General features: G+C 74.3%; 9 protein-coding genes. 4 read left to right on the top strand and 5 right to left on the bottom strand.

Going from position 1 to position 14,684, the window contains the following annotated elements:
• Positions 1 to 21 precede the first annotated feature (21 nt).
• On the top strand, positions 22 to 3,321 hold the full coding sequence (locus IE257_RS12230; protein ID WP_189967738.1) for a DUF4082 domain-containing protein: 3,300 nt from the start codon (positions 22 to 24) through the stop codon (positions 3,319 to 3,321).
• The gene (locus tag IE257_RS12225; protein ID WP_189967736.1) at positions 3,318 to 4,367 is read left to right on the top strand and encodes a glycosyltransferase; all 1,050 of its coding nucleotides are present in this window, start codon (positions 3,318 to 3,320) and stop codon (positions 4,365 to 4,367) included. The genes IE257_RS12230 and IE257_RS12225 overlap by 4 nt, the downstream gene beginning before the upstream one ends.
• Before the next feature lie 17 nt (positions 4,368 to 4,384).
• Here IE257_RS12225 and IE257_RS12220 read toward each other — a convergent pair whose 3' ends face one another.
• Entirely contained in the window at positions 4,385 to 5,080 is a 696-nt protein-coding gene (locus tag IE257_RS12220) for a Wzz/FepE/Etk N-terminal domain-containing protein (RefSeq protein WP_189967734.1), read from the bottom strand.
• Positions 5,081 to 5,160: 80 nt separating this feature from the next.
• Between IE257_RS12220 and IE257_RS12215 the strand changes: the two genes are divergently transcribed.
• Positions 5,161 to 7,176, top strand: a complete 2,016-nt coding sequence (locus IE257_RS12215) for an O-antigen ligase family protein (protein WP_189967731.1) — start codon at positions 5,161 to 5,163, stop codon at positions 7,174 to 7,176.
• Positions 7,122 to 8,093, top strand: coding sequence for a glycosyltransferase (locus tag IE257_RS12210; protein ID WP_189967729.1), 972 nt, complete (start codon positions 7,122 to 7,124; stop codon positions 8,091 to 8,093). The genes IE257_RS12215 and IE257_RS12210 overlap by 55 nt, the downstream gene beginning before the upstream one ends.
• 70 nt (positions 8,094 to 8,163) lie before the next feature.
• Here the strand turns inward: IE257_RS12210 and IE257_RS12205 are convergent, their stop codons facing one another.
• From IE257_RS12205 to IE257_RS12190, 4 genes are all read right to left on the bottom strand, one after another.
• Positions 8,164 to 11,043, bottom strand: coding sequence for a bpX6 domain-containing protein (locus IE257_RS12205; protein WP_189967727.1), 2,880 nt, complete (start codon positions 11,041 to 11,043; stop codon positions 8,164 to 8,166).
• A complete protein-coding gene (locus IE257_RS12200; RefSeq protein ID WP_189967725.1) occupies positions 11,040 to 12,743 on the bottom strand; it encodes a hypothetical protein in 1,704 nt (567 codons plus the stop codon). The genes IE257_RS12205 and IE257_RS12200 overlap by 4 nt, the downstream gene beginning before the upstream one ends.
• A 166-nt stretch (positions 12,744 to 12,909) precedes the next feature.
• Complete coding sequence (locus IE257_RS12195) at positions 12,910 to 13,416, bottom strand: bpX5 domain-containing protein (protein ID WP_189968367.1); 507 nt, start codon at positions 13,414 to 13,416, stop codon at positions 12,910 to 12,912.
• Positions 13,413 to 14,618, bottom strand: a complete 1,206-nt coding sequence (locus tag IE257_RS12190) for an AAA family ATPase (RefSeq protein WP_229920294.1) — start codon at positions 14,616 to 14,618, stop codon at positions 13,413 to 13,415. Before IE257_RS12190 ends, IE257_RS12195 begins: the two co-directional genes overlap by 4 nt.
• Between the last annotated feature and the right edge of the window lie 66 nt (positions 14,619 to 14,684).

Here is a 14,684-nt window from a genome sequence, read left to right as displayed (position 1 = left end):
CACGCAAACAATGAGGTCCAGATGAACAGACGGACAAGGTTGCTCCGTTACGGTCTCTTCACCGTGATCGCGGCCTTGATGGCCACGGTCCTGCCGCCGGCCGCGCTGGCCGGCGCGGTCGATCCCTGCGGTCCCGGTACGAACGCGATCGTGTGCGAGAACTCCAAACCCGGCACACCGATGTCCGACTGGTTCGCGCCGAGCGCGTACGGCGACATCAAGGGCTTCCCGGCCCAGACGAGCGTCCAGGCCGGCGACACCGTGCAGTTCAAGGTCCAGTCGCCGACGCCGTACCGCGTCTCCGTCTACCGCCTCGGCCACTACGGGGGCGACGGCGCCCGCCTGATGTCGACCGCGGCCCAGGCGGCCCAGACGTACCCGGCGAACTTCGCGCCGGGCGGCGCCCCGCAGACCTGCGCCAAGAAGGCCGCCACCGGCCTGGTCGACTGCGGGAACTGGCCCGTCACCACGACGTGGACCGTGCCGGCCGACGCCGTGTCCGGGCTCTACGTCGTCAACTTCGACCAGGCGGACGGCAACGGGGTGATGCCCTACCCGTTCGTCGTCCGCAACGACGCCAGCCACTCCGACATCGTCGTGCAGACCAGTGACCAGACCTGGCAGGCCTACAACAACTACGGCGGCCAGGACCTGTACGACGGCGGCGGTCCCGCCCCGGACGGGCGGGCGTACGAGGTCAGCTACAACCGGCCCATGGACATCGGAGGGGACAACGGGATCTACGGGTCCGAGTTCCAGATGGTGGCGTGGCTGGAGCGCAACGGCTACGACGTGAGCTACATGTCCGGCGTCGACATGTCGGTGCGCGGCGGGACCCTGCTGCGCAACCACAAGGTCTTCCTGTCCTCCGGGCACGACGAGTACTGGACCCAGGAGCAGTTCACCAACGCGCTGAACGCGCGCCGGGCCGGGGTCCACCAGACGTACTTCAGCGGCAACGAGGTCTTCTGGAAGACCCGTCTGGCGCCGAGCATCGACGGCGCGGGCACCGCCAACCGGACCCTGGTCTCGTACAAGGAGACCAAGCTGTCCTTCCCCCAGCCGAACGGCATCCCCGACCCGAGCGGGATCTGGACGGGCACCTTCATGGACCCGGCCAGCGCCACGGGCGGTCGGCCCTACCAGCCGCAGAACCAGCTGACCGGCTCGATGTTCAGCGTCAACGGCTACCGCAGCGACGCGATCACGGTGCCCGGGACCTTCGCCAAGCAGCGGCTGTGGCGCAACACCACGGTCGCGAACCTCACTCCCTCGCAGACCGCCACGTTCCCCACCGGCACGCTCGGCTACGAGTGGGACAGCGACGTGGAGAACGCCAGCCGGCCCGCCGGGCAGATCACGATGTCCTCCACCACGGTGGACATCGAGGACGGCAAGCTCCTCAAGGACTACGGCAACACGTACGGGAACGGCACCGCCACGCACAGCCTGGTCGCCTTCCGCGACCAGACCTCGCACGCGCTGGTGTTCGGCGCGGGCACGGTGCAGTGGTCCTGGGGCCTGACCAACATGCCCACCGGCAACCCGGACGACGCGGTGGTGACCGCGGACAAGCGGATGCAGCAGGCGACGGTCAACGTCTTCGCCGACATGGGCGTCCAGCCCAAGTCGCTGCAGAGCGACCTGATCGCCTCCACCGCCTCCACGGACTCCGTGGGTCCGGGCGTGACGGTGACCACCCCGGCGGCGAACGCCACCGTACCGGCGCTGCGGCCCGTGACCATCACGGGCACGGCGGCCGACACCGGCGGCGGCGTGGTCGCCCGGGTGGAGGTGTCCACCGACGGCGGCACGACCTGGAAGGCGACCACGGGACTCGGCTCCTGGAGCTACAAGTGGACCCCGACCGTGCAGGGCGCCGCGCAGATCAAGGTGCGCGCCGTGGACGACAGCGTGAACATCGGTGCCACCACCACGGTGCCGCTGACCGTGGGGCCGCAGCAGTGCCCCTGCACCGTCTGGCCCGCCGCGGCCGTACCGGGCACCGTCAACGCCGGTGACGGCAGCGCCGTCGAGCTCGGCGTGAAGATCCGTTCCTCGGTGGCCGGTTCGATCACCGGCGTCCGCTTCTACAAGTCCCCCGCCAACACCGGCACCCACACCGGCAGCCTCTGGAGCAGCACCGGCCAGCGCCTGGCCACCGGCACCTTCACCAATGAGACGGCGTCCGGCTGGCAGCAGCTGAACTTCGCCACCCCGGTCCCGGTCAAGGCGAACACCACGTACGTCGCCTCCTACTTCGCCCCGCACGGCGGCTACTCCTTCGACACCACCTTCGCCACCGGCGACGCGGGCCTGGCCCCGCTCACCGCGCTGAAGAGCGGCACCGACGGCGGCAACGGCGTCTACCGCTACAGCGGCACGGGAGGCTTCCCGTCCACCGCCTCCTCCGGCAGCAACTACTGGGTGGACGCGGTCCTGGACACCTCCACCGCGAGCACGACCCCGCCCTCCGTCACCGCCACCTCGCCGCAGTCCGCGGCGACCGGCACCCAGATCACGGCGGCCGTCTCGGCCACCTTCAGCAACGCCATCGACGCGGACACCCTGGTGTTCTCCGTCAAGGACTCCGGCGGCGCGGCCGTTCCGGGCACCAAGGTGCTGGGCGCGTCCAACAGCGCGACCTTCACCCCGTCCTCCGAACTGGCCCTGAACTCCACCTACACGGCGTCCGTCCAGGCCTCCGACCTGTGGGGCAACGCGATGGCCGCACCGGTCACGTGGAACTTCACCACGAGCCCGAACCCGCCGGCGGTGAACTGCCCGTGCACCCTGTGGAACGGGACCACCACCCCCAGCACCGCCAACGTGGGTGACGACGCCAACTCCGTGGAGCTGGGCACCCGCTTCCAGTCCGCGGTGAACGGCTACATCACCGGTGTCACCTTCTACAAGGGCCCCGGCAACACCGGTACGCACACCGGCAGCCTGTGGTCCGCCTCCGGGACCCTGCTCGCCACCGGCACCTTCGGCAGCGAGACCCTGACCGGCTGGCAGCAGCTGCAGTTCGCCACGCCGGTGCCCATCACGGCGGGGACCACGTACGTGGCCTCCTACCACGCGCCTAACGGCAACTACTCGGTGGACGGCGGCTACTTCGCCGGCGCGCACCGCTCCTATCCCCTGGTGGCCCCCGCCGACACGGCGGGCAGTGCCAACGGCCTCTACAAGTACGGGGCGGCCACCGCCTTCCCGACGAACACCTTCGGCTCGGTGAACTACTGGGTCGGCCCGATCTTCACCACCACCGCGCCGCCCGCCCTGCAGGAGGGGCTGTCCACGGAGGTGAGCGGGCAGTGAGCACGGTCAGCGTGGTGATCCCCTGCTACAAGTACGGCCACTTCCTGGCCGACTGCGTCAAGAGCGTGCTGGACGAGCAGGAGGGCGTCGACGTTCGGGTGCTGATCATCGACGATGCCTCGCCCGACGACTCCGCGGAGGTCGCCCGCGCGCTGGCGGCCGCCGACCCGCGGATCGAGGTACGGGTCCACGAGAGCAACAAGGGCCACATCGCCACCTACAACGAGGGCCTGCTGGAGTGGGCCGACGGGGACTACGTCGCCCTGCTGTCGGCGGACGACCGGCTGGTCCCCGGGGCCCTGGTGCGCGCGGCGGCCCTGCTCGACGCGCATCCGGAGGCGGGCTTCTGCTACGGCAGGCCGCTGCGCTTCCAGCACGGCGGGCCGCTGCCCGCGGCCCGTACCCGGAGCACCGGATCGGTCGTCTACCCCGGACGGTGGTGGCTGGACCGGCGGTTCCGGGAGGGCACCGGGTGCATCACCTCACCCGAGGTGGTGGTCCGCACGAGTCTCCAGCGCAAGGTCGGGGGCTACGACCCGGAGCTGCCGCACGCCGGTGACATCGAGATGTGGATGCGGCTCGCGGCCCACGCCGACGTGGGCTACGTCCGCGGGGCCGACCAGGCCTTCTACCGGGTCCACGGCAACAACATGTCCACCACGGACTTCGGCGGTCAGCTCGACGACCTGCGCCAGCGCCTCGTCGCCTTCGACTCGGTGCTCGACAAGTGCGGCGGGCTGCTGCCGGGGTCCGACCGGCTGGCACTGGCGGCGCGCACCCGGCTGGCCCGCTACGCGCTGCGGCGCGCCTACCGGGCGTACGACCGGGGGCGCACCGCGGTGGTTCCGGTGGACGAGCTGGTGGAGTTCGCGGCCGAGTGCCTGCCCGGGGACTACACGTCGCTCGCCGAGTACCGGGCGCTCCTGCGGCGCCGGCGCATCGGCGCGCGCGCCATGCCGTACCTCCAGCCGCTCGTGCTCTCGGCCGTTGCCGACCGGGGGCGCGAGTGGCTGTGGTGGCGGTCCTGGAAGCGTCGAGGGATTTGATGATCCATCTGTCGGGTTCAGCGGGCCGCCCCCACGAGGGGCGCCCGCTCGGGCTCCTCGGCCCGCCCCACCGGACCGGCGTCGGCGGCAGTACGCCGGCGCCGGCTCCGGCGCGTCAGGAGCCGGTCGGTCCACAGGGCCGCCACCACGCCGCCGACCCCGCCCAGCAGGGCCGCCCCGGCGAGTCCCCGGCTCTTGGTGCCGGTCTGCACCACCGCGGTGGGCGGTACCAGCAGGGTGACGCTCATCCGCGCGGAGTCCGGGACGCCCTGCTGTGTCTGCAGGTCGGTGAGGTGCTTGGTGTAAATCTCGATGATCTTCCGGACGGCCGTGTCCGCGGCGACCGGTCTGTCCTGCTCCGCCTGGATCTGGAGCGAGGGGATCAGGTAGCGCGGGGTGACGCTGGTCCCGCTGTTGCGCGGTATCAGCCGGTACGTTCCGCTCACGCCCGCGGCGCGGAGCTCCGCGGCGCCGGCGGGCGATTCCAGCTGCTGCACCGCGGCGTAGGAGACGGCGGCGAGCGGCGGTTGCAGGTTCGCCAGTTGGTTGGGCTGGTTGGCCGTCACCGGGGGCTTGAGCACGACGATCGCCGTGCTCAGGTACGTCTGGGTGGGGTGCAGCACTTGGACGGCTCCGGCAGCCGTGAGCACCGCCGCCACGATCAGGACGTACCAGCGCCGGCGCAGCGCACGGACCAACTCACCAGGCGACACAAAGATTCCTTCCGTTGTGACCGATCTTTCCAGGACATGGGTAGGCCCGCCATCAATTGCGGCTTCCTCGGGGGGTGTTCATGAGTCTCGGTGAGATCGTCGCGGTGCTCCGGCGCCGCTGGTACGTGATGGTGCCGCTGACGCTCATCAGCCTGCTCGCGGGGGCCCACCTGTACCGTTCGGTGCCGGTGGCCTACCAGTCGGAGAGCTCGGTGGCGCTACTGGACTCCACGGCCGTGGCCGAACTGGCCCCCGCCTTCGGCAATCCCATCGCGAACGCCGGCGGCTCGCTGGTGGTCACCGCGGACGTGCTGATCAGGACGCTGTCGGGGACGGATGCGGCGCGGGACCTGCAGGGCATCGGGGTGACCGACCCCTACACGGTCGGCTTCGCCGCGAACACCTCGGGGCCGATGCTGACCCTGACCGTCACGGGGACCGACCGGGCGAAGGTGCTGGAGGAGACCAACAAGCTGACCGCCTTCGCCGGGGAGACGCTCAACGCGCTCCAGGCGGCGGCCAAGGTCAAGCCCGCGTACATGGTGCAGACGGCCCCCGTGGTGCTGCCGCAGACTCCGGTGCCGCAGATGAAGAGCCGCTACCAGCAGGTGCTGGGCGTCGTCATCCTGGGCACCACGACCGCCTTCACGCTCTCCTTCCTGACGGACAGCCTGCTGGCCGCGCTCCGCAGGCGGCGCGCGGCCTCGGCCGCCCCGGCGCGGGGGCGCGGCCGCCGCAAGCCGTGGGGACGGCAGCTGGACGCGACCGCCCTGCTGAGCTGCTACCTGGCCCTGGCCTTCTTCATCCCCTCGAACCTGACCCTGCCCGGGATGGGCGGGGTGGGCACCCCGGCCAACGTCTTCGCGCTGCTGTGCCTGTTCTGGTACCTGGCGGCCTGGATCACCGGCCGGATCCTGCCCGCCCCGGGCACCCGGCTGCCGCGCGTGGTGATGTGCCTGCTGGCCTTCTCCGTACTGGGCTCCTACCTCGCGAACGCGATGCGGGGCAGCTCCCACAAGGAGGTCCTCGCGGCGGACCGCGGTCTGATCGGGCTGCTCGTGTGGGTCTCGCTGGTGGTGCTGGTCTCCGCGGGGATCCAGGACCGCGACCGCCTGGACGTGCTGCTGCGCCGGGCGGTGGTGATGGGGACGGTGGTGGCGGCCATCGGCTTCTACGACTTCTTCACCGCGACGAACATCGCGGACAGCATCAGCATCCCGGGCCTGAAATCCGGCGTCGCCCAGATCACCACCCTGGACCGGGGCTCCTTCACCCGGCCGCGGTCCACCACGGCGCAGCCCCTCGAGTTCGGCGGGATGCTCGCCATCCTGCTGCCCTTCGCCGTGCAGCAGGCCTTCGATCCGGTCCGGCGGCACCTGCGTGCCTGGCGGCGCTGGGGGCCCGTGGTCCTGATGGGGGGCGCCCTGCCGCTGACGGTGTCGCGGACCTCGATCATCGGGGCGCTCATCGTGGTGCTGGTGATGGTGCTGCGCTGGAAGCCGGAGCGCCGGTGGGCCGCGATCGGTCTGCTGATGGGCTCGGTGGCCTGCTTCAAGGTGATCATTCCCGGGCTGATCGGCACCATCACCGCGCTCTTCGCCTCGTTCCTGACGAACTCCGACAGCAGCACCCAGGCCCGTACCGTGAAGTACAGCGCGATCGTGCCGTACCTCGGCGAACGGCCGCTGTTCGGCCGGGGCTCCGGGACCTTCCTGCCCGAGCTGTTCTTCTTCACCGACAACCAGTACATGCTCACCCTGGCGGAGATGGGCCTCGTGGGGCTGCTCGCGCTCCTGGTCCTCCTGTTCACCGGGATCCACCAGGGCGGTGCCATCCGCAGGCTGGCCCGCACCGAGTCCGACCGGGAGCTGGGGCAGGCCTTCTTCGCCTCGGCCCTCGTCTCCCTGGTCATCGCCGCCACGTTCGACGCCCTCAGCTTCCCGATGTTCGCCGGAGTGTTCTTCCTGACGATCGCCGCCGGAGGCAGCTACCTCGGGTTCATCCGGCGTACGGCGCCGCAGCCCGCAACCGTGGAGTCCCCATGCAGTTCAGCCAGCCAGCCGCCCGCCGCCCGGATCCGGGTACCGGCCCCGTAGCCGTCATCGTCGTCACCTGGAACAGCGCCGAGGTGCTCCCGGAGTTCCTCGCCTCGCTGCCGGAGGGCACGGCCGGGCTCGACTGGCGCCTGGTCGTCGCCGACAACGACTCGGCCGACGGCACCGTGGACCTGATCCGCTCGCTGGCCCCGGACGCGACGATCGTCCAGACCGGCCGCAACGCCGGTTATGCGGCCGGGGTGAACGCCGCCCTGGCGGCCGCCGCGGCATGGGACGGCGGCTTCGGCACGGCCCTGGTCTGCAATCCGGACGTCCGGATGCGCCGCGGCTGCGCCAAGGTGCTCGTCGACGCGCTGGGCGAGGCCCTTCCGGGGGGCGGCCGGGTCGGGATCAGCGTCCCGCTGCTGTACGAGGAGGACGGCCGTACGCTGCTGCTCTCGCTGCGCCGGGAGTCGCGCGTGACCCGGGCGCTGGGCGAGGCGGTGCTGGGCAACCGTCGGGCCGGGCGGTTCCCGCGCTGGAGTGAACTGGTCACCGACCCGGTCGCGTACGAGCGGGCCACGGTCGCGGACTGGGCGACGGGCGCGCTGATGGCCGTGTCCGGGGAGTGCCTGCAGGCCTGCGGGGCCTGGGACGAGTCCTTCTTCCTGTACTCGGAGGAGACCGAATACTGCCTGCGGGCCCGCGACCTCGGCTTCGTCACCCGGCTGGAACCCGCGGCGACGGCCACCCACCTGGGCGGGGACTCCCAGGTCTCGCCGCGGCTGTGGACCCTGCTCACGCTCAACCGGGTACGGCTCTACGGGCGCCGGCACGGGCCCGCGGCGACCACCGCGTTCCGTGCGGCCGTACTGCTGCGGGAGGGCTCGCGGGCGCTGCTCGGCCGGCCCGCGAGCCTGGCGGCGGCGAAGGCCCTGGCCAGCCCGTCTGCCCTGCGGGCCACGCCGGGGCCGTGAGACGGCGTCGGACCGGAGCACCCCCGTCCCCGTCCCCGCCTCAGCCTCAGCCTCAGCCTCAGCCTCAGCCTCAGCCGACCGTGACGCGCAGGTTGGCGAGCAGGGTGGCTCCGTCGGGGGTGGTGGCGAGGACACGGCCGGACCGGTGCCAGTGGGTGACCGCGTCGGCGTGCCGGCGAAGGCCCGGGGCCGGTGTGTCGGCCTGCGTGCCGGCCTGCGGGAAGAACACGGTCGCGGTGGGCGCGGAGCCGGCGCCCGCGCCCGTGTGAAGGAGGACTCCGGTGCCGTCGGGGCCGGGCACCGCGAGCGTCCAGTGGTCGCCGTCGACGATCGGGCCGTGCGGCGCGACGCCGTCGATGCCCGGGCCGGCGCCCGGGCGGGCGAGCGGGCTCTCGGTGGTCCAGTGCAGGACGGTCCTGTCCGGTGACCCGTCCGCCGGCTGCAGGTCGGCCGCCAGCAGGCTGCCGGCGGCGAGCGCCGCGGAGCGGCCGGGGCGGAACGCGTCGGGCCTGAGCCGGGAGCGCAACTCCCAGCCGGGCAGGTCCCAGCGCCAGAGCTCGACGGCCTGCGTGCCGTCGGGAAGCGGCGACACCACGACACCCGTGCATCCGGCCGGAGTGCGGGCGAGCCGGCCGACCAGCCGCTCGCCGCCGCCGAGTTCGCGCCAGACCACGGTGGGCCGGGGCGCGAGGGTGTCCAGGACCGCGATGCCGTCGTCGTCGGCCGTGATCAGGTGCCGGCCGTCGAAGGAGGGGACGATCTGCTCCGCGCGCAGCGTCGTCCAGCGCCGGACCGAGCGGGTGGCGAGGTCGAGCCGGGAGACTTCCCGGACCCGCCCGTAGCCCGCCACGAGCAGGGCGACGCCGCCGTGATCGGCCAGCACCAGCTGGTCGGCGGGCACGTCCCAACGGGCCTTGGTCCGACCGTCGGCGGTGAGCAGCCGGACCCCCGCCTGTCCGCAGGCGACCAGGACGGCGCCGGAGCCGAGGAACGCCGCGTCCATCACCGGCAGCGTGCCGGGTCGGTCGGCGGCGGTGTGCGCGGTGAGGTGTGCCGCGGGGGCCGCGCGGCTCGGCCGGGCCAGGTCTGCGGCGACCAGCGGGTCGGCCCGCTTCAGCAGCCGCTGGTGGCGGGCCCCCGCGTCCCGGTCGCCGAGGACGCCGCCGAAGCCGCCGTCCCGGACGACCGCCCGGGCCGCCGCGGTGGCGAGTTCACGGTCCAGGGCCGGGTCGGCGGCCGGGAGTTCCGCCAGCGCGGCGGCCAGCGCCGACCGTCCGGTGGTGGCCGGGTCCCCGTCGCTGTCGAGGACGGCCAGGGCGAGCGCCCTGGTCGCCTCTCCGGCGCCGAGCGCCAGCAGGTACGGCAGCGCCCGGCTCCGGGTCGGCCCGCCGAGCGCAACCGCGTCACGCAGGTCGGCGACAGCCGACGGGCGCAGCGACTCGTCCGCCCAGAGCACCTCGGCGGCGCCCAGACGGTCGCCGGACTCCCTGCGGTGCGCGGCCCAGGCGGCGCGCAGCTCGCGGGCGGACGCCGGGTCGTCGGAGGCGAGGCGCTCCACGGCGGAGGCGAATGCGGCCCTGCGGTACGCCGTCCGGACGGCTCGTTCGCGTTCGCCGGCCTGCCACCACAGCCGGACCACGAGGTCTGCGCCGAGGTCGCGGCCCTCCGCCAGCTCGGCCGCCTGTACGGTGCGGCCGTGCCGGACCAGCAACGCGACCGCCTCGGCCGGGGCGTCCCGCAGGTCGGCGAGGACGAATGCGGCCTCGTCGATCCTGCCCTCGCGCTCCAGGCCCTCGGCGGCCCGCTGGTAGAGCGCGGCGAGGTGCTGGTGCACGGTGGGCCCGGAGAGGGGCGAGGCGGCGCCGGAACCGCCGGCCCGGGGCGTGGGGCGCAGGGCGCCCTCGTAACGGCTGGGCAGGCCGAGGGCGAGCCAAGGTTTCTGCTCGGCCGGCCGGCCGGCCGTCAGCCGGATCGCGTCGCGCAGGGCGTCCTCCCAGCGGCGCTGCTCGAACGCGGCGGTCAGCTCACGCAGGTAGCGGGCGTGCCGGCCCTGGATCAGCGGGCCCGCCGTACGCATCGCCAGGCGGGCCAGGAGTGCGTTGAACAGGGGGCGGCGGGCGCGGCCGCGCGAGCGGCCGGGCTCCGGTCCAGAGGCGCGGGCGCCGGCCCCGGCGGCGGAGCCTTCCGGGCCCGGTACGGCGCCGCTGTTGCGCTTACGGAGGCGGGCGGCTGTCGGGCCGGCGGCGAACGCGAGCAGCAGCACGCCGACGTGGAAGGTGCCGCCCTGCGACGCGACGACGACGAGGAGGGGTAGCACCACGAGGAGGACGACCATGGCCAAGGCGAACGGGCCGGTCACGGAAGACGGCCGCGGACGCGGACGCCCCGCGAACGGCGCCCCCCGGCGACGGGCACCGGCCGGGGTGTCCTCGGTGAGCCGCCGGGCCCGCTCCGTCCGGGGTGCGATGCCGGCGGCCGCGCGCAGGTCGGGCCTTGGTTGCCGCGGCAGGGACTCCACGACGGGTTCGGCCTCGGGCTCGGTGGCGCCGACCGGTCGAGGACGGTGGAGCGTGAGCCCGGACAGGTCGAGCCACCCGGCAGGGTCCAGCTCCGCCAGTTCTGCGATCTGATGAATGACCGTCACTCCTCCTGCAGCCACCGCGAGGTGCCCGGCGACCGCTGCGGTGGCGTCGGCTCCGACGGCGGCCTGCGCGCCGCGGTCCGTCCGCACGACGGGCAGCCCGGGAGCTCGGTCGGCGCGGATCTCCACGGGCGCGGCCAGGACGAACAGCCATCGCCCGTCCGGCAGTTGCCGCAACTCGGCACCGTCCTGCCAGGAGGCGATGGCACGCTCGGCTGCCTCGGCCGGGCCGATCACGGGCACGTCGAGGACGAACCCGGTGGCCGTGACGGTGGCGCGGAACGCCGTGCCCTGGGTGGCGCTGCTCACTCGGTGTCCCCGATCGAGAAGTGGATCCTGCCGGTGTTGGCGTCGCCGACCACGATCCGGCCCGGTCGGGTCTCGGCGGCGATCAGCGGCAGGGACGAGTGCACGGCCGGCGGCCCGGAGCCGCCGGACAAGCGGGTCAGGGTCCGCACACCGTCGGCGCGCACGCCGCGCACCACGAGGCCGCTGCGGCTGACGGTGATCAGCGCGGGCGTCCCCCCGTCGTGGACGAGGCCGATCACGTCGGCGTTCTCGCGGAAGGAGATGCGGCTCTCGTCCCCCGACCTGGTCCGCACCTGCCAGGTCCGGCCGTCCTGCGACCAGGCCTGGGAGCCGCCTCCGTGCAGGAAGTGGCGGGCGTCGCGGGCCGCCCCGTGAAGGGGTTGGCTGTCGAGCAGCCTCGGCTCGCGGAACCGGTTGAAGTGCGGCCGGTCCTGCGCTCCCCGGCCGAGCGCACCGTCCTCGGCGACGCTGCCGTCCGGGCCGATCCGCCACCAGCGCCCGGCCAGCGGCAGCAGCAGGTCGGTACCGGCGCGCAGCAGCGGCAGGACCGGGCGGGCGAACAGTTCCTCCGGCACGGCATCGTCGCGGCCGACACCGAAGGCGGCGAGATCGGCGGTGTACCCGCCGCGCTCGCCGAGCGGCCGGCCACTGACGTACGGGACCAGCTCGCCGCCCCGGACGTACAGGGCGATCAGGCGCCGGCCGGTCCGGCCGGCGGCGAGCACCGGCCCGGGCAGGTCGTGGCGGCGCGCCCGGACGGTGGTGGTGATGCGGGCGTCGCCGTTCGGCAGGTTGGCCGCGAGCAGGGTGGTGGCCCGCCGGCCCCGGGCAAGCAGGGTGTGGGCGTGGGTGGTGAAGGCGGGCAGCGCCCGGCCGGCCGCTCCCCCGGGATCGGTGGCCGGCCCGCCGGCCGGGACCGGCTCGGCCCGGCGGAACTCCGCCCCGCGCAGCGCCCGTACGGCGATCCCGCCTGCGGGCAGCGGGAGTTCGACCGTCGCGCCGTCGAGCCGGACGGCGGCATGGCCGGCGCCGTCGGCGGACCAGCGGGTGGGCTCGCTCGTCAGGACCCTGGAGCGCGCCGGGAGCCGTTCGGCGAGGCGCGGCGAGGTCAGCAGCCAGGCCTGATCGGCGGTGTCCAGGCCGTCCAGCGCGTGCTGCACGTCCCAGGGCGTCGGGTCGACCGGTCGGCGTGCGGCCAGCCAGGCCGGAAGCAGCTCGGCGAGGTCGCCGGTGAGCCGGCGCCCGTACGGGTCGCCGAGGACGACGACGACCAGTTCGGTGCCGCGCGCGGCCGCCCGGCGGTGCAGGACGAGGAGCGCGGCGAGCTGGACCAACCGGCCAGCGCCGGCCTGGGTCGGGCCGGTGTCGACCAGGGCGGCGATCCTGCCGCGGACCGCCGGGGTGCGGAACTCGGGAGCCAGGTGGAGCAGTTCGCCGTCGACGAAGCGGCGCAGGAACTCGTCCGGGTACTCGTCGGCGAGCAGCCACTCGGACGGCAGCAGCCGGTCCGGCCGGCCCGAGCGGGCGAGGCCGCCGAGGCCGTCGGGGTCGCCGACCACATCGGCGACGGGCTCGCGCTCACCGACCAGGGCGTCCAGGCGTTGGAGCAACGGGCCGAATGCGACGGCGAGTTCAGGAGTGATGGCCGAGAGGGTGCCGGCCCAGGGGGCGAGTGCGGCGGGCAGGCGGGTGGTCTTCATCGGCGGGCACTCCACGGAGAGGCGGCCCGGCCGCGGGGCTGCTGGGCGGAGCCGGGAACGGATACGCGGGGCGGTACGGGCGCCGGGCCGGCGGCCCCGGCCGGGGACGGCGCGGCACACGGCTGCCCCGCGGCGGCTCGGCGGCGGGCAGGCTGCTGCGGCCGCATCATCGGGTGCCGCCCCCGGCGCCGTCCGGGTCGGCGCCCTCCGGCCGGGTGAAGGCGTCCAGCTCGTCCGGGGAAGTGACCGGCGCGGGTGGGTCGGCGACCAGCGCACGGCCCGGGACGAGCACGCAGAGCTGGCCCTCGGCCGCGCCGATGGCCCGGCGCCAGAGCGGGGCGGCCGGCGCGGGGCGGGCCGTGGTGGGGACCAGCAGGCCGGCGTCGCGGCCCAGGTAGCGGGCGCCGTCGGCCCACGGCAGGTCCGCCTCGGCGCCGAGCACGAGCAGCGCGCGGTCGGCGGCCGGCAGGCCCGGACCGTCGTCGGCGAGCACGCCGAGGCGGGCGCCGTCGCGGACCCGCTCGAGGGCCGCCGCGGCCAGGCCGGGCACCGCGTCGCCCACCGCGAGGACGGCGGCGGCCGGGAGCGGGGGCTCACGGCGCTCCCACCGGAGCGGAAAGGACGCCGGAAGGGCGGGCTCAGGGGCGGGCGGAGACGGCTGGGCGGCGGTCACGAGGGGGCGACCGCCGCGACCAGCTCGGCACGTATCCCGGCCAGCGCGGCGGGCAGGTCGGCCGGCTCGAAGCCCGCGTCGATCTCGCGCAGAGCGGCCTCCAACCGCAGCCGCGAGTCCCGTCCTTCGGGGAGGTTCCGGTGCGCTGCGAGCAGGGCCGTGCCGGTGCGGGCCAGCCGCTCGGCGCGCGCGGCGGTGCTGCGGGACAGCTCTTCGGCGGCGTGCACCAGGCTGCGGTTGGCGGCCTTCTCCACCAGGTCTGCGAGGGTGTCGCGGGCCAGCGCCTGGGTGTCGGCGGTCGGGGCGATCAGCGGCAGGACCCACAGGTCACGCGCGGATGCGGTGGTCCGGCCGTCCAGCACGGCGGCGGCCGCGACCAGCTTCTGCGAGCGCACCGCCCGGCGGTCGCCGACCGGCACCCCGGCACTGCGCAGCCGACGCAGCGCGGTACCGACCAGCGGGGTGACCTCGTCGAGGTCGCAGGCGCGGGCGGCCGCGGCGAGCCTGTCGAGGGCGGCGAGCATGCCTCCGGGGACGGCCGGCGCTGCGGACAGGGCCGCGGGGCGGCGGCCGGCCTCCAGCAGTTCCTCCAGCCGGGCGTCGGCCACCGGCTCGACGAACACGCGGGCGAGGAAGCGGTCGGCGAAGGCGGCCAGGGCGGGGTCGTCGGGCAGGTGGTTGGCGGCGCCGACGCAGACCCGCAGCGGGCTGTCGAGGACGGTGCGGCCGCGGCGGAAGACCCGTTCGTTGAGCAGTCCGAGGAGGGTGTTGAGCACGGCGGTGGATCCGAGGAACACCTCGTCCAGGAAGGCGATCTCGGCCTCGGGCAGCATCCCGGCGGTCTCGAACTCGACCCGGCCCTCACGCAGTCCGCGCAGGTCGACGGGGCCGAACAGCTCGTTCGGCTCGGTGAACCGGCCGAGCAGGTACTCGAAGTAGCGGCCGCCGAGCCGACCGGCGATCCGGCGCACGGCCTCGGACTTGGCGGTGCCCGGCGCGCCGATGACCAGGAGGTGCTCACCGGCGACCGCGCAGAGCGTGACCACCTCCGCGACCGTCTCGCGGTCGATCAGGCCCCGGCCTGCGGCGGCCACGGCAGCGCCGACCGACTCGGCGTCCGCGGCGAGCGTGGACGCGGCAGACGCGGCAGACGCGGCGGGCGCGGTGGGGACGGTGGTCGGGGCGGTGCTGATCTCGGTCACGAGCACCGGAGTCTACGGGGGCCGAATCCGCGCCCACCAGCGGGTTTCCATTCAGCCGGACGGACC

Origin of the sequence: Streptomyces avidinii (genome assembly GCF_014650695.1) — a bacterium.
GTDB lineage: Bacteria > Actinomycetota > Actinomycetes > Streptomycetales > Streptomycetaceae > Streptomyces > Streptomyces avidinii.
This window is presented reverse-complemented; position numbering and strand designations above follow the sequence as displayed.